Source organism: Leptospira sp. WS58.C1 (assembly GCF_040833995.1).
Taxonomy (GTDB): Bacteria; Spirochaetota; Leptospiria; order Leptospirales; family Leptospiraceae; genus Leptospira_B; species Leptospira_B cinconiae.
This window is the reverse complement of the sequence record NZ_CP162137.1, coordinates 1,807,086-1,824,553: the sequence shown is the minus strand read 5'-3', so window position 1 is coordinate 1,824,553 and position 17,468 is coordinate 1,807,086. Positions and strand designations below refer to the sequence as shown.

General features: G+C 42.8%; 17 protein-coding genes. 7 read left to right on the top strand and 10 right to left on the bottom strand.

The window, feature by feature from the left end; translation table 11 throughout:
- Window positions 1-21: 21 nt before the first annotated feature.
- Window positions 22-795 (bottom strand): TIGR00730 family Rossman fold protein, encoded by a 774-nt coding sequence (locus AB3N61_RS08280; RefSeq protein WP_367899016.1) that lies wholly within the window; start codon window positions 793-795, stop codon window positions 22-24.
- A gap of 71 nt (window positions 796-866) precedes the next feature.
- Between AB3N61_RS08280 and AB3N61_RS08275 the strand changes: the two genes are divergently transcribed.
- Complete coding sequence (locus tag AB3N61_RS08275) at window positions 867-1,976, top strand: hypothetical protein (RefSeq protein ID WP_367899015.1); 1,110 nt, start codon at window positions 867-869, stop codon at window positions 1,974-1,976.
- On the opposite strand, the gene AB3N61_RS08270 is transcribed toward AB3N61_RS08275, so the two are convergent.
- The gene (locus tag AB3N61_RS08270; RefSeq protein WP_367899014.1) at window positions 1,874-3,013 is read right to left on the bottom strand and encodes an aminotransferase class I/II-fold pyridoxal phosphate-dependent enzyme; all 1,140 of its coding nucleotides are present in this window, start codon (window positions 3,011-3,013) and stop codon (window positions 1,874-1,876) included. The genes AB3N61_RS08275 and AB3N61_RS08270 overlap by 103 nt on opposite strands.
- A 212-nt stretch (window positions 3,014-3,225) precedes the next feature.
- A complete protein-coding gene (locus AB3N61_RS08265) occupies window positions 3,226-3,591 on the bottom strand; it encodes a hypothetical protein (RefSeq protein ID WP_020768199.1) in 366 nt (121 codons plus the stop codon).
- An 83-nt stretch (window positions 3,592-3,674) separates the two neighbouring features.
- On the opposite strand from AB3N61_RS08265, the gene AB3N61_RS08260 reads away from it, so the two are divergent.
- The 4 genes from AB3N61_RS08260 (at window position 3,675) to AB3N61_RS08245 (ending at window position 8,265) form a co-directional block, all read left to right on the top strand.
- A complete protein-coding gene (locus AB3N61_RS08260) occupies window positions 3,675-5,441 on the top strand; it encodes a phospho-sugar mutase (protein WP_367899013.1) in 1,767 nt (588 codons plus the stop codon).
- Window positions 5,438-6,652, top strand: coding sequence for an aspartate aminotransferase family protein (locus AB3N61_RS08255; protein ID WP_367899012.1), 1,215 nt, complete (start codon window positions 5,438-5,440; stop codon window positions 6,650-6,652). The genes AB3N61_RS08260 and AB3N61_RS08255 overlap by 4 nt, the downstream gene beginning before the upstream one ends.
- A gap of 19 nt (window positions 6,653-6,671) precedes the next feature.
- On the top strand, window positions 6,672-7,748 hold the full coding sequence (gene leuB, locus AB3N61_RS08250) for a 3-isopropylmalate dehydrogenase (protein ID WP_020768412.1): 1,077 nt from the start codon (window positions 6,672-6,674) through the stop codon (window positions 7,746-7,748).
- 109 nt (window positions 7,749-7,857) lie between these two features.
- The gene (locus AB3N61_RS08245; protein ID WP_020768332.1) at window positions 7,858-8,265 is read left to right on the top strand and encodes a response regulator; all 408 of its coding nucleotides are present in this window, start codon (window positions 7,858-7,860) and stop codon (window positions 8,263-8,265) included.
- A 22-nt stretch (window positions 8,266-8,287) separates the two neighbouring features.
- Here the strand turns inward: AB3N61_RS08245 and AB3N61_RS08240 are convergent, their stop codons facing one another.
- Window positions 8,288-8,986, bottom strand: a complete 699-nt coding sequence (locus tag AB3N61_RS08240; protein WP_367899011.1) for a polyphenol oxidase family protein — start codon at window positions 8,984-8,986, stop codon at window positions 8,288-8,290.
- A gap of 95 nt (window positions 8,987-9,081) precedes the next feature.
- On the opposite strand from AB3N61_RS08240, the gene AB3N61_RS08235 reads away from it, so the two are divergent.
- Together AB3N61_RS08235 and mutS are read left to right on the top strand one after the other, a co-directional pair.
- Complete coding sequence (locus tag AB3N61_RS08235; protein ID WP_367899010.1) at window positions 9,082-9,744, top strand: phosphoribosylanthranilate isomerase; 663 nt, start codon at window positions 9,082-9,084, stop codon at window positions 9,742-9,744.
- Entirely contained in the window at window positions 9,713-12,271 is a 2,559-nt protein-coding gene (gene mutS / locus AB3N61_RS08230) for a DNA mismatch repair protein MutS (protein WP_367899009.1), read from the top strand. The genes AB3N61_RS08235 and mutS overlap by 32 nt, the downstream gene beginning before the upstream one ends.
- A gap of 103 nt (window positions 12,272-12,374) precedes the next feature.
- Here mutS and serB read toward each other — a convergent pair whose 3' ends face one another.
- The 6 genes from serB to bioD form a co-directional block, all read right to left on the bottom strand.
- On the bottom strand, window positions 12,375-13,154 hold the full coding sequence (serB, locus tag AB3N61_RS08225) for a phosphoserine phosphatase SerB (protein ID WP_367899072.1): 780 nt from the start codon (window positions 13,152-13,154) through the stop codon (window positions 12,375-12,377).
- Between the two features lie 92 nt (window positions 13,155-13,246).
- On the bottom strand, window positions 13,247-13,990 hold the full coding sequence (locus AB3N61_RS08220; protein WP_367899008.1) for a GDSL-type esterase/lipase family protein: 744 nt from the start codon (window positions 13,988-13,990) through the stop codon (window positions 13,247-13,249).
- Window positions 13,991-14,015: 25 nt separating this feature from the next.
- The gene (locus AB3N61_RS08215; protein ID WP_008591702.1) at window positions 14,016-14,189 is read right to left on the bottom strand and encodes a hypothetical protein; all 174 of its coding nucleotides are present in this window, start codon (window positions 14,187-14,189) and stop codon (window positions 14,016-14,018) included.
- A gap of 148 nt (window positions 14,190-14,337) precedes the next feature.
- Entirely contained in the window at window positions 14,338-15,432 is a 1,095-nt protein-coding gene (bioB, locus tag AB3N61_RS08210; protein ID WP_367899007.1) for a biotin synthase BioB, read from the bottom strand.
- A 68-nt stretch (window positions 15,433-15,500) separates the two neighbouring features.
- Complete coding sequence (gene bioA / locus AB3N61_RS08205; protein WP_367899006.1) at window positions 15,501-16,805, bottom strand: adenosylmethionine--8-amino-7-oxononanoate transaminase; 1,305 nt, start codon at window positions 16,803-16,805, stop codon at window positions 15,501-15,503.
- On the bottom strand, window positions 16,802-17,467 hold the full coding sequence (gene bioD, locus AB3N61_RS08200) for a dethiobiotin synthase (protein ID WP_020768404.1): 666 nt from the start codon (window positions 17,465-17,467) through the stop codon (window positions 16,802-16,804). The genes bioA and bioD overlap by 4 nt, the downstream gene beginning before the upstream one ends.
- Between the last annotated feature and the right edge of the window lies 1 nt (window position 17,468).

Sequence of the window (17,468 nt, the reverse complement as noted above, 5' to 3'; positions counted from 1 at the left end):
CGAATTTCTCCCATTTTGGATCTAATCCAGATCCAATGGGACCTTTCTCTTTAATGTTTCTAGGACATCTTCAGGAGTATCACAGTAGGTGATTAGGTCCAAGTCTTCGGCATCTACGAGTCCGTATTCTAACATACTTTCCAAATGGAGTAATCCTTTCCAATATTCGGTCCCGTAAAAGATCACAGGGATTTTCCGATTATTCCGACCGGTTTGGATGAGAGTTAAGGTCTCGAATAATTCATCCACAGTTCCGAATCCTCCCGGAAAGGCCACCACTCCCATGGATAATCGTAGGAACCAAAGTTTTCTCATGAAAAAATAATGAAATTCCACACTTACTTCCGGATCCACATACGGGTTTACGAATTGTTCGAAAGGAAGTCTGATATTCAATCCAAGGCTTGGGCCTCCCGCTTCTTTGGCTCCACGGTTCGCCGCTTCCATGATCCCCGGCCCACCACCTGTGCAGACTGCCATTCTTCTGGTATCTTTCGAAATTTCTTTTCCCCATTCGGTGATGAGGCTTGCCGTTTTTCTGGCATCCTCGTAATAAACCGACATCTCTTTTTGTTTTTGAAATAATTTCTTTTCCGATTCGGAGAGATTTTCAGTTTCTTTTTCTCTACATTCTTCGGGGCTTAAGATCCGAGCGGACCCGAATATACAGATCGTATCCTTGATCTTACCTTCTCTAAAAAGGGATTGGGGATAATCAATTTCCGCGAGCACCCTTAGATGGAACGCATCTATGGATTTTAAAAACTCTTCATGTTCTAAGGACGTTCTTCCCATATTTCTTTCCTTTTTTTTAGGGGAAGTTAGGCTTGCCTTTCCCAACTCTATCTACTAACCTATCTCCAAGAATGATCGGACTAAGAAGTTTAAAAGAAAAAATTTTCTCCTGGTTCCGGTCCTTGTTTTTCCACTTTTCCATCAAATGGGAAGCGGGATGGATCAGACTCCAAAAAAGACTCGATCCTTACGTTACCAGAGAATCTCAATCCTGGTTTTTTCGCAATGTAAACGGAAGGGAATCTGCAACGACCGAGGACTGGTCCGAAAACCTACCGCCCTTCTCCTTCACGGAAACCGAAACAGAAGAGGTATTTCCGAACGCAAAAAGAAAATTCCATAGAGTCCGAAAACATAGGGTATCTCTTTGGTCCTTGCTCTTTTTTCTTCCTTGGAAATCTAAGATCCAGGAATCCGAACCATCTTTTAGAGCGTTTCATCCGGGAGAAAATTTATTCCAAGAAGAACCAAAGAAGAAGGTCCGCAAAAAAGAAAACTTTCACCTCCGAAACAAGCCCTATTTCTGGGAAGTTTGGTTTCCCCAAACAAGCACTCTTACACTTTCTCCATTCGTAATTTGGGAGACCTCCGTTGGTTCCGATCTGTTCCAAGATTGTTTGCCTGAATCCGTTCTTCCTGTAGGCGAACCCGGAAAATGGAAGGTCCGGATCCAATCCATGAGAGTTCTTTCTCACCAATTGGGAAATTTATACGAGGACACTTATCCAAGTCCAAACAGAGTTTATAGAACGGAAGTCTGGGTCTATGGACACACAAAAGAAGAAGAAACCGATCCGGAAAGACCCTTACTATTTCCGTTAGGAGTTTGGATCTCTCCGGAACTTTTAAAAGAAGAAGATCCTAGAGTTAGACAGGGTTTGCCTTTTAGAACAGGCGAGACTTATTGGAAAATCCAAGGAGAATTTCTAAAAATAGGGATCCGAGGTTTGGAATGGAGCTGGAAACCTGCCAGAGAAAATTCTCAGTTCGAAAGTATATTAGAAAGTCCTCATATATTCTTAGGAAAATCCTATTTTACTCTGGAGTCCGAAACTTTTACCCGGGACAGACAGATCGCCTACTTATTCAAAAGAGCGATCAGTTCGGATCCTAAATTACTCCAACGTGCAAGGCCTAGACGAAATCTTTCTTCCGTTTCCCCGAATCCCAGTCGGATATAACCTTCCGTTTCAAAATCAGCGGAAGGTAAAACGAATACTCCCGCCTTTTCATAGAGAAGGTCCGCAAATTTTCTGGAATCTAAGCCTGGTTGCAATTTTGCAAAACCGACAACTCCGCCTCTGGGTTCTTTGAAACTTTCGACGCCTGGGAGTTTGCCTTCGACTGCATGGGCGAAAGTTCGCACATTGGCCCGCAATGTTTCTCTAATCTTACTTTGTAGCACTTTACGATTCTGCAAAAGTTTCAAGGTCAGAAATTCGGAAATGGGAGAAACGGTATGGGTCAAATAATCCTTCATGGATCTTGCTTTTTGTATCCAATCTTTTGGACCGATGAGCCAACCGATCCTTAGTCCCATCACACCAAAACATTTTGTGATCGAGCCGGTAGAGATTGAATTTTCGCAAATTCCAAAACCGCTCCAACCCAGGTCTTCTTCTTCCGAAAGAAATCTGTAATGTTCATCGAATAAGATCCAATTCGGAAAATTTGCGGTGAGTCTCTGGAGTTCTTTTTTATCATCTTCTTCCGCTATGATCCCGGTCGGATTATGAGGGTGATTGAATACGATTAGCTTAGGAGAATTTTGAAAGAGTTTGATAAGGTTCTCTTGTCCAAATCCTAATTTCTCATTTTCTAATCTTGGCAGAAGATCCACTTTTTGGAGATTGGCACCGAGTGATCTTGGGACTTCATACAATGCCTGAAAGGCTGGCCAAAATAAGGAAGTAGTGTCCCCTTTTTGTAAAAGTAAATGAAATGCGATGAATAGCGCTTCTCCGGTTCCGGTAGTTACCAAAACCTGATCCGGAGAAACATGATGATATAATTTTGAAATTTCTTCCCGGAGATCCTTTCTACCTGAATTGGGTGAATCGGCTAGGGAGAGTTTCCCCAATTCTTTTAGATCCAAATCCAGATATTCCGAGAGCACACCCAGGTCCAAATTCCGGATCCCACTTTCTCCCAGATTACAAGGTGCTTCCGTCCTAAATTTTTCCAGACGATCTTCTATGAAAAATTCTCTTAAATCCACGCGATACCTAATTTTCGATCTTGATTCAGTTATTATCTAAAGTCGCGAAGTTTTTTTTCACATAGAGACACAAAGACTTAAGAGGTATTGGCGTTTTAACTCTGTGTGCTCCGTGCCTCTGTGCGAAAAATTGAAAGTATTTGAATTACGTGCATAGTTTGAAAGGAGAGACGAATGAAAAAGGTCTTCTTCTTCATCCTTCCCCTTCTAACTCAGGAAAGAAGCAATGCAAAAGCCCCAAAAAAGGAAAGTAAAAAGAGACCGAGTAAGATCCAACCTAACCCACTTAAGAAAAATCGTAGATCCTTGAGAGCGAATAAGATCTGCTCCGGGTCCTTCTCCTCCAAAACCAAGGATTTACGGAAAGAAAGTGAAGCTCCGTATCCCAAAATCCCCAAGATAAAAAACAAAACCGCCGACACAGCTTGGATTACAATCTTTCCAGGGGCTTCTTTCAAAAAGGCTCCGAATGTTAAAATTCCGGAAAGTAAAAAGAGAAGAAAGGAAATGTTTCTTAAAACCGCTCTCAGTGAGTCCAGTTCTCTATGTTGTTCTCGGGAAATTTCATTAGATTCCATACTAATAGAATCGGCGAAAAAACGTCTTGAACCAGGAAGAACTAGATTTTTTATTCCAAGTATAGGGTGAACTAGAGAAATATATGAGCACAGAATCCCACATAGAATCCTGGACCAAAGCCCCGTTTTCCCCCCAGGTGCAAAAAGAAGCAAAAGAGATCCTGGAAAGATACAAAAAGGGAGAAACAAGCGGTTTAGAGATCGAAGCATTTACCGTCCCCTTAGAATTCGGGACCGGAGGAATGCGGGGAAGGATCGGTAACGGGATCGGCAGAATGAACGAATTCACCGTTGGAAAAGCGGCCCTCGGCTTTTCCAGATACCTGGTCCAAAAATCCAAAAAGCCGATCTTAGTCATTGCATACGACTCCAGAAGGAGATCTAGAGAATTCGCAGAGGTTACAGCCGGTGTGGCTGCCTCTTTCGGGATCAAGGTCATCTTATTTTCCGAAGTAGCTCCTACACCGTTACTATCGTACGCAGTCCGTTATTATAAGGCAACGGGAGGTGTGGTCCTAACCGCTTCGCATAACCCCCCGGAATACAACGGCTTCAAGGCTTACCTTTCCAAAGGAGAGCAGCTTGCTCCTCCCGACGATAAAAAGATCATTTCCTTGATCGATAAGGTGCAAGATTGGAATGAGATCCCGTTTCTTTCTTCCAAAGATCCTAAATACAAGAAGCTCGTCCAAAAAGCGGGAGAAGATTGTTTTTCTTCTTATCTAAAAGCTCTTAAAAAATCCGGGATCGTATCCACAAAGGTGACTCCAAAAGAAAGATCCCAAACTAAACTAGTATATTCTCCCCTCCATGGAACCGGAGGAAAATATATGAAGAAGTTATTACAAAACTTCGGATACAAAAACGTAACCCTGGTCCCGGAACAAAAAGATCCGGATGGAGAATTTCCAACAGTGAAATTCCCCAACCCGGAAGAACCGGAAGCCTTGGAACTAAGTAGAAAACTTTCCGAAAAGATAGGAGCAGATGCTTTCATCGCGACTGATCCGGATGCGGATAGACTTGGTATCGGTGTCAAAAATCCAAAAGGCGGATATACACTTCTGAATGGAAACCAGATCGGTTCTATTCTTGCAGCGTACTTAGCGGAGAAGGTCGGCTCCAAACCTAAAAAGGGAAAAAAACCAGTCCTTGTAAAAACCGTTGTAACTACAGACCTACAAGCCGAGATTGCAAAGAACAACAAGATCGCACTGAAAAACGTTTTAACCGGTTTCAAGTTTATCGCGGAAGTGATGGGAAAACTGGACAAGAGCAAGACTCAGTATTTCCTATTCGGCGGAGAAGAATCCTATGGGTATCTACCTGTGGATTTTGTTAGAGACAAGGACAGCTTGTCTTCTGCACTTCTACTCATGGAAGTTCTTTCCGAAAAAAAAGACCTTCTTTCCTATATGGACGATATATATTTAAAATATGGGTTGTATCAAGAAAGTCTAAAGTCTTTAACATTAGAGGGACTAGCAGGCAAAAAAAAGATCCAAGACTCGCTCCAATCTCTCCGAGACAACGATCTGATCGGGAAATCGATCGGAAAAAGAAAGGTCACCGGATTTTTGGATTTTAAGAATAAGACCGCAAAAGGTAGCGCTTCTAAATCGGCCTTTTCTGGACTTCCTTCTTCCGATGTGATCCAATTAGAATTAGAAAACCAGGCAAAGTTGACCATCCGTCCCTCCGGGACTGAGCCTAAGATCAAAATTTATTCTTCTTTCAAGAGTAGGACTTCTCCTAAGACCAAAGCTGAGCTCCCTAAACTCACGGAAGGTTTACTAGAAGAATTGAAAGAAACAGAGTCCTTATTTTTACAATTGGCGGGTTTATCATGAACGAAACTGCATCCGAATTCCAAAAGACAAAAGAACTTACAGACAAGTATCTTATAGATTTATTCAATCGTTACCCGGTGGCGTTCCGGTACGGAGTGAACGAATTATTATTCGATCAAAACAATAAACAATACATAGACTTTTTAGCGGGAGTCGCAGTTACAAATTTGGGTCATAGCGATCCGGATATTATAGAGGTGATCCGCAACCAAATAGACAAACTGATGCATACTTCCAATTGGTTCTATTCGGAAGAGGCATCTCGTTTAGCGGAACTTCTCATCCTAAATACCTTTCCTGGAAAAGTATTCCTATGTAATTCCGGAACGGAAGCAACCGAAGCCGCATTCAAACTGGCAAGGGCTTATGCGGAACAGAAACAGATCCATGATCCGATCATTATTTCTCTCCACAAAAGTTTTCACGGAAGATCCGTTTCCGGTATCAGTTTGACCGGTCAGAAAAAAATGCATACAGGTTTCGGAAAGTTATTGGATGGAATAGAATTCGTCAGCCCGAACAGTGAAGAAGAATTGGTGGAACCTTTCGAAAGATTTGCCGGTAGAGTGGTGGCATTCATCGCAGAACCCATCATTGGAGAAAGCGGGATCATTCCACTTACTCACGGTTATATGAACCTAGTGAGGGAATTAACCTTGGAGAATGAGGCTCTTCTCATTCTAGACGAGATCCAAACCGGTTTCGGAAGAACTGGTACCATGTTCGCTTTCGAAACTTTCGGCTTTTCTCCGGATGTAATGACTCTTGCAAAAGGCCTTGGTTCCGGATTTCCGATCGGCGCCTTGATCGTTGCGGAAAAATACGAAAACGTTTTAGCGAAAGGCACTCATGGCAGTACATTTGGCGGGAACCATTTAGCTGCAGCGATCGCTTATGAAACGATTAGAGTTATTCAAACCAGGGACGTTCTTGCGAATGTGAACTCTTGTTCTGAGATCGCGTTCAGCCGCCTGAACCAGATGAAACAAAAAAATAAGATCATAAAAGAGATCAGAGGAAAGGGTCTGCATATCGGAATCGAATTAACCGTTCCGTCTAGACCGATCGCGGAACTGTGTCTGGAAAAAGGACTGATCGTAAATGCAACGGGAGATACCGTCATTCGGATCATGCCTCCGCTTACGATCTCCACTCAATATTTGAATGAGGGATTGGATATTTTAGAATCCGTCCTCGAATCACAGAAATAAAAAGGAAAACATATTCTCTATGAAAAAAGTAGCCGTATTAGCAGGGGACGGAATCGGCCCCGAGGTCATGAAGGTAGCCCTATCCGTTCTGAAAAAAGCGCTCGGCTCCAAAGCTTCCGACTTCCAATTTACGGAAAGCTTAGTAGGAGGAATTGCAATCGATAAAACCGGTAGCCCTCTTCCTCCGGAAACATTAAAACTTTGTGAAGAATCGGATGCGATCCTGTTCGGATCCGTTGGTGGTCCTAAATGGGAATCTCTTCCCCCGGAAAAACAACCGGAAAGAGGAGCACTTCTTCCCTTACGTAAACATTTCGATCTATTCGCAAATTTACGACCTGCAATCATTTATCCGGAACTCAGGGGAGCTTCTCCGATCAAACCGGAAATCATTGGAGAAGGTTTGGACATTCTTATCCTAAGAGAATTAACCTCCGGGATCTATTTCGGTCAGCCTAAAGGTAGAGAAGGAAGCGGAGCGGAAGAATTCGCATACGATACGATGAGATATTCCCGCAGAGAGATCGAAAGAGCGGCAAGAGTCGCTTTCGAAGCCGCAAGAAAAAGAAATAATAAGGTCACAAGTATCGATAAGGCAAACGTATTAACCACTTCCGTTTTTTGGAAAGAAGTGGTGATCGATCTGCACAAAAGGGAATTTTCAGACGTCCAATTATCCCATCTTTACGTAGACAATGCGGCGATGCAGCTGATCGTAAATCCGAAACAATTCGACGTGATACTTTGCGAGAATATGTTCGGGGACATTCTTTCCGACGAGGCTTCTATTATCACTGGTTCCATCGGAATGCTTCCTTCCGCTTCCCTTTCGGAATCCGGTTTCGGTTTGTATGAGCCTTCCGGCGGTTCCGCTCCGGACATCGCAGGCAAAGGAATTGCGAATCCGATCGCTCAGATCTTGAGTGGTGCCCTACTCTTACGTTATTCTTTCTCTATGGAAGAAGAAGCACAAAAGATAGAATCGGCAGTCCGTAAAGTGATTTCCGCAGGAAAACGTACCAGGGATATCGCCGAGAAAGGTGCCGAAATTTTGGGAACGGAAGAAATCGGAATAGAAATTGAGAAGGTTTTATAAAGCCTGGAATTGAATTCCATGCTTGGAAAATTTCATATTTTTACGTATATAAATACTAAATATGCGAAACTTTCTGGAAATTTCTTGAATTAACGGGGACGGTGACTGGATGAAAGGCGGAGTAGCTCCATCGGGAAGACCTTATCAGGTAATCATTGCGGAAAATTCTAAATTCCAAGCCAAACAATTGGCTCAGATCCTGGAATCCGAAGGTTACGAAGTGGTTGGTTTTGCGGAAACGGGTAAAGAACTCCTAAACATGTACAAGGAAAACCGAAAGGTAGATTTGATTACCTTAGACCTTCACCTCCCTGTAATAGACGGCTTTGCGGCTTTTTACGAAATGAAAGATATGGGAGTTCTTCCCCGAGTGATCGTGATCACTGATGAAAACACACCTGCAGTCATCAAGGCCCTAACGGAAGACGGTATTATGGACTATCTAGTAAAACCGATCAAAAGGGAGAAGGTTCTAGAAAAAGCAAACGCTACCGTCAGAAAAACGATCAAGATCTGATCCTGATACAATTCGTCCGATCTTATTCCAACCAGATACAATTCAAATTCCTACCGGTATCTCCCCTTCTATGACTGAAAAACTTAGAATTAGGAGACATGGTGCAAACACCGGCAGTTTCCAAAAAAGGTTGGATCCCTAGACTTTTAATCCTATGAAGTAAGAAAGTTTTTTGTTCCAGTAGAAACTTTCCAGGCTCTTCCAAAACTTTCAGCGAGTTTGGGACTTCTTTTCTAAATAGAGAAGCTACATCTTCTCCGACTTCGTAATGTTTGCCGGTCGCATACGGTCCTAAATAGAAATGGACCAATTCAGGATCCACTCCATATCGTTTTTGCACATGGGCCAGGGTTTTTTCCGTAATTCCTGCAAGAGTGCCTTTCCAACCGGAATGGATCACTCCAACTAGTGCAGGCCTTCCTGTCCAAAAGAAGATAGGCATACAATCAGCCGTTTTTACGACTAAGATCTTCTTAGGTTCCGTGGTAAAGAGTGCGTCCCCAGTGGGAATTTCGGCGCTCGGTGATCCGTTTGCCTCCAGGACAGTAGTTCCATGCTCCTGATTCATAAAGAATATATCTGCGCCCGCAACTCCGGAGGCCTGGGCAACCCTTTCCCGGATAAAATTGGGATCGTTCGGATCTCCGGTAGCTTCTCTGTTTCCCAGGATCAAAAGCCTCAGGCTTCTTTTGTCTTCTAGAAAAAATCTATGGTCGATCATACTTGACTTGGGGAAGTCCTGGTCTTGTATAGAAAAGAGAGGAAATATTTCGAGCCGGAAACGGAACCAAAATATAATCCCGGAAAAAAAGTCCCATGTCCCAAACCCCTAAAGTAAAAATCTGCGGTATACGAAAAGTAGACGATCTGAAGGTATGTGTGGAAGAAGGAGCCGACCTAATCGGCATCAATTTTGTTTCTTCCAGTCCAAGACTTGTTTCTCCAAATGAAGCGGAGATACTGATTACCTATTTGTATACTTCCGTTCCTACTTTTTTACGTCCAAAGATCGTATTCCTTTTTTATAAATCTTCAACCCATTATATAGAATCGATTTTAAAAAATTTGCAACACAACTATGTCCAATACGTTAGCGACGACTCTTTGGCTCCCGGGGAAACTTCTCCACTGTATCAAAGTAAAGACACAAGAATAATTTCCTATCGTGTTCGGGGAAAAGTAAACGATGATTCTCTCCATTTCCTAAATTCAGATTTATTGATATTAGATAGTTATAAATCGGATGCAGGCGGCGGAACAGGGGAAAGTTTTCCTTGGGAACAAGTCTCCGAAGTTCGCAGGCCTTATCTACTCGCAGGGGGCTTAACTCCGGAGAATGTGGCACAAGCTCTTGCTCAAACAAAGGCTTACGGAGTGGATGTGGCAAGTGGTGTGGAATCTTCTCCCGGAATTAAGGACCAAGAACTCATTCGGAATTTTATTAGAAATGCAAAAAGATTCTCTTACAACGGAAACTAATTCTCCAGACCTGACAGAGGCCCTAGATACTCCTATGATGAGGCAGTATCTGGAGATCAAAGCCAAGTTTCCTGATTCTATCCTATTCTTCCGGATGGGCGATTTTTATGAGATGTTTTTGGAAGATGCTAAAATTGCTTCCGCAATCCTGGATATAGCGCTAACCAAAAGACAAAACTCCGTTCCGATGTGCGGTATCCCATTCCATAGCAAGGATGGTTATATTTCTAGATTACTAACTGCTGGAAAGAAGATAGCGGTTTGTGAACAATCCAGACCGGAAGATGGGAACACAAAGCTCATGACGAGAGATGTGGTGAGAATCATCACTCCCGGCACAGTCATCGAAGAACATTTACTCTCCGGTTTCCAAAACAATTATTTATGCGTCTTGGTCCCGAAAGCCGCTTTGATCTTTGTGGGAATGGCCGACGTTTCCACGGGAGAAGTTTTACATTTTGCCGTTCCGATCTCCAGGACACAAGTATTGGAGTCGGAGTTCGTAAAATTTAGGCCCAGTGAGATCTGTGTATTCTCCCAAGACCTAGAAAGGATCAGGGCCTGGCAGAACTTCGGGGAAAGAGAACTAACCGTTTTAGACGCATCTAATATCGGATCGGAAAACTCTAACGATCCATTCCAAACGGTTACTAAAACATTAGAATATTATATTAGAGAAAACTACAGGGATGGAACTCTTTCCTTAAGAGAGCCGCGTATTTTGCAAACAGGTTCTTACCTGGAGATGGATAGAGAGACCATCTTGAACCTGGAACTCATCGAAAACGAAAAAGAAGAAAAAGGCCATACCCTATTTTCAGTTCTGAATTTTTGCAGTACCGCCAAGGGAAAGCGGGTATTAAAACAAAGGATCTTATTTCCGGAAACGGATCCAGCCATCCTAAAATCCAGATGGGAAAAACAGGATATCATTAAAAAGATCCCTTTTGCTCATCTAACCCAGGCACTCAAAGATTTAGGAGATTTAGAAAGGATCCTTGGCAGATTTAGAGGAAACAAAGCTTATCCTCGTGATTTTAAATCCATTCTTTCTTCTATCCAAACCCTGGATTCTTTAATCGGTTACCTTTCCCCTCTTGGCTATCCGATCTCTAAACCGGATAAATTGGAAAAACTGAAGAGTTACATAGAAGAAAGGATCCATACCGACGAACTGCCTGTTATATTAGGAAACGGTAAATTTTTAAAAGACGGATTCGATAAAAACCTGGATAGAGCTAGAGAGGCTGGTTCGAAAGGAGCAGACTGGATATTAGAATTAGAAACGGAAGAGAAAAAGAAAACAGGGCTTTCTACTCTTAAGATCAAATACAATAAGATCGTCGGGTATTTTATAGAGATCTCCCGTGTACAGGCGGAACAGGCACCTAAAGAATATCTCAAAAAACAAACTCTAGTTACCTCGGAAAGATTTACCACTGCCCGATTAGAAGAGATAGAAAGAACTATTTTAGAAGCGGACGAGATCATCCAAAAAGTGGAGAAAGCGGAATTCGAAAAAATGGTCCAAACCGTTTTGGAATATTCTTCCGAACTGTTAATCGTCTCCGAAGAATTCGGAGATCTGGATTTCCAAATCTCCCTCTTAAAAGCGGAGGAGAAATTCGGTTGGATCCGCCCCGAACTAAGCGAAGATTCCACTTTGGAAATGAAATCTTCCAGACACCCGGTAGTAGAAGCAAGTCTCCCGGTAGGCACAAAATTCACTCCGAATGATGTAGGTTTGGATGGAAAGGAAAACTCAATCGCCATCTTGACGGGTCCGAATATGGCCGGTAAGTCCACATTTATGCGGCAGATCGCGATCAACCAGATCTTATTCCAGATCGGCGGGAGTGTGGCCGCTGAAACCGCAAAACTCCCGATTTTGGACAAATTATTCACTCGAATCGGAGCCGGAGATAATCTGAATGCGGGAGAGTCTACATTCTACGTGGAAATGAAAGAAACTGCGAATATTCTAAAGAACTGCACTTCTCAATCATTATTACTTTTTGATGAAGTAGGAAGAGGAACTTCCACGTACGACGGGATGAGCATTGCCTGGGCGATCTTGGAATCTCTTTCCGAAATGCATCCAAGGCCTAAAACGGTATTTGCAACCCACTATCACGAACTTACGGAACTTTCCAGGCTCCCAGGTGTTTGGAACCTTCATATGGAAACGGTGGAGAAGGATGATAAGGTAATTTTCTTACGAAAGGTAAAACCGGGTAAGGCTAAAAAATCCTTCGGAATTTATGTGGCACAACTTGCGGGAGTTCCGGAATCCGTCGTCAAACGTGCTGCGGAAATTCTCACAGACATGGAATCCAGGAAGAAGGAAATCCGCATCCAAACCAGAGAACCTTCTCTATTTCAGGATATAGGTTCTCCAAATTCGGACAATCAATTCTGGCAGGACTTTAAAAAGGAGATTACGGATCTTCCGATCGATTCGATGACTCCGATAGAAGCGCTGAAACTTTTGGACGATTGGAAGAAGAGAGTCAGCTCGCGTACTTAAGACTTCGTTGTGGGAATTGCAACGTTTATTTCAAATATCGTGTTGAAGTTCCTACATACATTTTACAGATACTTGTTGGAATTCCTAGATGTGTTCAAACATCTTACTCTTCAAATAAATACAAAAGAACATCCATAGACGCAAAGTCGATCCAATTGGAAATATTGGCTTTAAGACCATCTTTCGCATGAAATCCGATCCCAATCCCGGCAGCCTCTAACATAAGTTGGTCGTTTGCACCGTCACCCACAGCTACGACATTTTCTTTCCTCATTTGGAAACGGGATTGAAGTTCTAAAAGAGAATCCCTTTTGATATTTTTATCCACCACAGTTCCGGAAACAGTACCCAGCAGTTTATCCCCTGCTCTATCCAGATAATTTGCTCGGACCTCGTCTATGGAATATTCTTGTTTAAATCTTTCTAATATGTCGGAGAAGCCGCCGCTGAAGACCGCGGTTTTTGCATTCTTCTTCCTAAGTTCCTGGAATAATTCAGGAACTCCATAATTCGGATGTAATTTAAAATACAAGTCGTCGAAAATGGAAACAGGAAGATCTTTCAGATAAGAACACCTTTTATGGAGAGCTTCATGGAAGTTTAGATTTCCTTCCATAGCTTCCTTGGTCACTTGCGCTACTTCTTCATAAACGCCTGCGTATCTTGCTAATTCATCAATGACTTCTTCCTTAATCAAAGTGGAATCCATATCGAAACAAAATAAGGAAGCATCTTTTAAAAAAGAAGAGATCTGGATGAGATCAATTTTTCTGAATCTTTGTAGTTCTTGTCTTAGATAGATTAGCTCTTCTCTTGGAAGTGTACGATCCGTTTTCCAGACATCGCATACGAAATCTTTGGAAACTTCGGACCTTCTTTCTATAAAAACAGCCTGTCCGAATCTATCGGAAAGTGCTTCGGATAATCTTTGGGGATCCGAATCTTTTTTAGGACTAAAAAATAAAATCACGGAAATTATCGAACGAGAGATTTAATTTTGCGAAGCCAGATGATATAGGCATCTCTATTGATATGGATCGGGTCTTTTTTTCCATCATAAGAAAATGCCAATTCTTCTCGGATGAATGGGATCTCTTTTTGTCGGAACTCCGGCCAGATATCCAAAAACTGGACGTTCTGGTTCTCGTTTGCGATCCTCAACAGCCAGGAATTGACGATAGGAGATACGGAGTTCACATTTCGACTCAAAACCGGCGGGATCCCGAGTATAAGCAGCTTTGTATTCGGCAGACTGGTCCTGATCTTTTGGACCAACTGCTTATGGATCCCTTCTATATAATCCAGACATTTCCCGTCCCGGATATCATTTCCGCCAATCTCTAGGATAATGGTAGAAGGTTTTAGATTTAGTACAGTCGAGTCCAGGCGATTCAAGAGAAGTTCGGTCATATCACCTGCAATCCCACGATTCACGGAACCTGGAAAGTAGGTCTGGATCAGATCGGGCGGAATTGCGGCGATCAGACTATTGCCCACGAAAACTATATTCGCCTTTTTTAATTTTTCGTTCTCATTCGTATAGATCAGAACCGCTTCCTGATACAATTTCTGGTAGGATTCCCATTCTTCCGAATCCCTGATCCCAACCTTATCCACACATTTGAAAGAAGGATTGTAATAATCGTATACTGTCCGGGTTTGGAAAACGGAACAAGAGATTAGGGAAAGGAGAAAAAAACAAATCCCTAATACTTTCATTTAATTTTAGGTCCCTCTAAAATTCTCAGTTCTCGGATTCTTTCATGTGAAATCGTTTATGCCAGTCGGCGATCTGAGCCTGCAGATATTCTTCCGTGTCACAAATACGAAATTCAATTGGGTTGTTGGAAACTGTATCGATCAATTTGGCTTCTATATAGCCGTTTTTTAGTTTATTGATCTCTATTTTATATTTCATCCGACAATCTCCGTTATATCCAGGATTTTCATCCCTACCAGAGTTTCAATCTATTCCGAAATTAATATTGGAAAACCACCAAGCTTGGGAATCTTCCCATACTCGGTCTGAAAATGCTATACGATTTTTGGCTCTCAATTCAAAAAAACTATTTCAAGGATTTCCGATATTTATAAAGTTCCGGGAAATTTTCAGGCGCATATGGATGGTCTTTTCCAAGAGCGGATTCCCAATCGATTTCTTCTCCTACCCCGGAAGAAAATTCAGGATAAAATCCTGAGTCTAAGATCATTCGGATCGTGTCTGCTGCATCGGAACCTTTTACGTTCAAATAGCCGCTTGCAAACAAAGAATTCGCGGCATATAAAGCCATTCCTTGTAAGCCTCTGAGATGCCCCTCTCTCCCGGCAGCAATTCGAACCTCTGAATCGGGATTCACTAACCGAAAAGCGATTAGAGTTCTGAGACAAAATTCAGGAGTTAAACTTTGAGGATTTTTGATCGCATGCCCTGCCACCGGTATGAAAAAATTCACAGGAATAGAGATCACTTTTAAGTTTTTGATCTCGTATATAACATCCGTTAGATCCCAAAGAGATTCTCCCATCCCGACGATCACGCCGGAACACATTCCCACTCCTGCTTTCATCAAATGGGTAATGGTCTCCACTCTTTGTTCGTAGGTGTGGGTGTCACAGATTTCGGGATAGTGTGCTTTAGAAGTATTCAGATTATGATTGTATCTGTCTAGACCGGCAGCCTTTAAACGTTCGGCCTTTTCTCTGTCCAAGAGACCCGCGGACAAACATACTTTTAAGCCTAACTCTTTGCTGATCTTTTCTATCGTGAATGCCAATTTTTCAGTCGCTAAGGAATTTGGTCCGGTCCCCGCAGTGACCATACAAAAACGATATGCGCCGTTCTCCTTGGCTTGGACCGCGTCTTGGAAGATTTCCTCAGGAGACTTCATGGAATATTCCTGAACGCCGGAGCCCGCGTTCTTTCTTTGAGCGCAGTAACCGCAATCTTCCGGACAATGTCCGTTCTTAATATTGTCTAGAACGTGGATACGGACCGTTTTACCGAAGTATTTTTCACGGACCTTGAATGCCTTGTCCAATGCCTCAGTCAACGGGATCTGACCGCTTAGAATAGCATACGTTTCCTCCCGGTCGATTATACTCGGGACCTCCGAAAATACTTTCTCTTCGGTAACTGGGGGAGTTTCTAGACTAAGTTTCATTCTGCCGATAGCTTCCGAGGCAGTGTTTTTCTTGGCAATCTATATTCAGGTTAAAAAACGGGCGTTCGTCAATCTACGATTTTATAAGCGGAAAGACCTTCTCGGATCGCCTGGAATACCCGATCTAAAGACGATTTAGAAATATTGTATGGAGGGGTTATATATATTACATTCCCAAGCGGTCGGACAATCACTCCTCTTTCTTGGCAGATCCTTCGGAACTCTCTAGCGAACGGGTTCACGTAACCTGGTTTCAATTTACCGGTAAAAACCTCTCCCACTCCTACGGAACCAAGGACCCTTGTATTTTTGATCTTGTCGGGAAATTCCGCCCTTAGTCTGGCCCAACCTTCTTCCAAATAGGACTCCAATCGTTTTACGTCGGCTAACCTATTTTCTTCTTTATAAATCCGTAATGATGCAAGCGCGGAAGCGCAACCCGGAGGATATCCCGTCATAGTATGTCCATGATAGAATGCCTTCATAGGTTCCGAGGATAAGAATTCTTTGTAAATTTCCTCCCTAACAAGAGTGACTGCTAAGGGTAAAATTCCGGCTGTAAGTCCTTTTGCAAGAGCAATCATGTCAGGTCGGATCCCCGCTTTTTGGTAGGCAAAATCGGTCCCGGTCCTTCCAAAACCGGTAAATACTTCGTCCAGAAGAAGAAGTACATCGTAACGTTCCGTGATCTCTCTCAGTCTTGCCAGAACGCTCGGCTTATGAAATAACATTCCACCGGCTCCTGCGATCAAAGGTTCCATCACCACACCCACTACTTCCTCCGAGTGAGCGGATAAATATGCCTCTAATTCGTCCAAACAATCTTCCGCACAGGAATGCGGAGATTTGGAAACGGGACAATCGTGGCATGCGGGAGAAGGAAAATTTTTAGTCTGGAATAAAAGGCTTTGGAAAACTCTATTAAATACGGAGTCTCCTCCTACGCTCATCGCTCCGATCGTGTCCCCGTGGTACGAATAGGAGAAGTTGATGAATATTTTTTTCTTTTCTCTACCTTGATTCCTAAAATACTGAAGAGCGATCTTAAGCATGATCTCGAGTGCAGTGGAACCGTTGTCCGAATAGACTACCTTATGAAAATTCCAACCCGTAAATTCTAAAAGTTCATGGGCAAGCTCCAGGGCGGGAGGATGGGTAAAACCTGCGAGAAGTACATGGTCCAAAGACTCCAATTGTTTTTTAACTGCGTCCACAAGTTTGGGATGGTTATGACCGTGGATGCTTACCCACCAAGAAGAGATCGCATCTATATATTCTTTACCGTTTTCATCATATAGAAATTCTCCCTTTGCGGAAACGATCTTTAAAGGAGGATCGGAATCTAGTTGGATTGTATACGGATGCCAGATCAAGGGAAAAGTAATTCCGGGAGGATTCTATCCGGATCGAATTCTTTTGCAACCTTATCCAAGAATTGCTTTCGAGACAATATCCTATCCGGAAGAAGAAATGTCCCTAAAAGTCCGATTTCAGCTGCTTCTATTATGGTCCGGATATTGTCAGACCGAAGAGGGTTTTCAGGACCGATAAAATATACACCCAAAACCTTGATCTCCCTTTTTCGAAGCGCCTCTAAAGATAATAACGTGTGATTGATCGTTCCGAGCTCAGTGGATGCCACCAATACCAATGGTAGTTTTGCCTGTTCCACTAAATCCGCAGTAAAAAAATAACGTTTGATCGGAACGTATACACCTCCGGCGCCTTCCACCAATATTTTAGCGTCCTTGATGCTGAAAAGATGCCTGGAAAGCTCGTCGGTCTCCACAGTCGTATTTTCCATTTCGGCGGCAAGATGAGGAGAAGCCGGTAACTCGAAGGTATAATAATTTTTTAAAAAATAAGACTCGTTTAGTCCGGTAAGATTCATGATCTTCACACGGTCGGAATCAGTACCGGTTTGGATCGGCTTTAGATATTTGAGTCCTAGCTCTTCCGCATATTTCGCCATCATAAGAGAGCAAAAAAAAGTTTTACCGATATCGGTCCCGGTTCCGGTTACAAAAATGGACAAA

What these genes read in the sequence shown, in the direction of transcription:
- AB3N61_RS08280 (WP_367899016.1), bottom strand. Translation starts at nt 795, where the DNA reads ATGGGAAGAACGTCCTTAGAACATGAAGAGTTTTTAAAATCCATAGAT.
- AB3N61_RS08275 (WP_367899015.1), top strand. Translation starts at nt 867, where the DNA reads ATGATCGGACTAAGAAGTTTAAAAGAAAAAATTTTCTCCTGGTTCCGG.
- AB3N61_RS08265 (WP_020768199.1), bottom strand. Translation starts at nt 3,591, where the DNA reads ATGGAATCTAATGAAATTTCCCGAGAACAACATAGAGAACTGGACTCA.
- AB3N61_RS08260 (WP_367899013.1), top strand. Translation starts at nt 3,675, where the DNA reads ATGAGCACAGAATCCCACATAGAATCCTGGACCAAAGCCCCGTTTTCC.
- AB3N61_RS08255 (WP_367899012.1), top strand. Translation starts at nt 5,438, where the DNA reads ATGAACGAAACTGCATCCGAATTCCAAAAGACAAAAGAACTTACAGAC.
- leuB (WP_020768412.1), top strand. Translation starts at nt 6,672, where the DNA reads ATGAAAAAAGTAGCCGTATTAGCAGGGGACGGAATCGGCCCCGAGGTC.
- AB3N61_RS08245 (WP_020768332.1), top strand. Translation starts at nt 7,858, where the DNA reads ATGAAAGGCGGAGTAGCTCCATCGGGAAGACCTTATCAGGTAATCATT.
- AB3N61_RS08240 (WP_367899011.1), bottom strand. Translation starts at nt 8,986, where the DNA reads ATGATCGACCATAGATTTTTTCTAGAAGACAAAAGAAGCCTGAGGCTT.
- AB3N61_RS08235 (WP_367899010.1), top strand. Translation starts at nt 9,082, where the DNA reads ATGTCCCAAACCCCTAAAGTAAAAATCTGCGGTATACGAAAAGTAGAC.
- mutS (WP_367899009.1), top strand. Translation starts at nt 9,713, where the DNA reads ATGCAAAAAGATTCTCTTACAACGGAAACTAATTCTCCAGACCTGACA.
- AB3N61_RS08220 (WP_367899008.1), bottom strand. Translation starts at nt 13,990, where the DNA reads ATGAAAGTATTAGGGATTTGTTTTTTTCTCCTTTCCCTAATCTCTTGT.
- AB3N61_RS08215 (WP_008591702.1), bottom strand. Translation starts at nt 14,189, where the DNA reads ATGAAATATAAAATAGAGATCAATAAACTAAAAAACGGCTATATAGAA.
- bioB (WP_367899007.1), bottom strand. Translation starts at nt 15,432, where the DNA reads ATGAAACTTAGTCTAGAAACTCCCCCAGTTACCGAAGAGAAAGTATTT.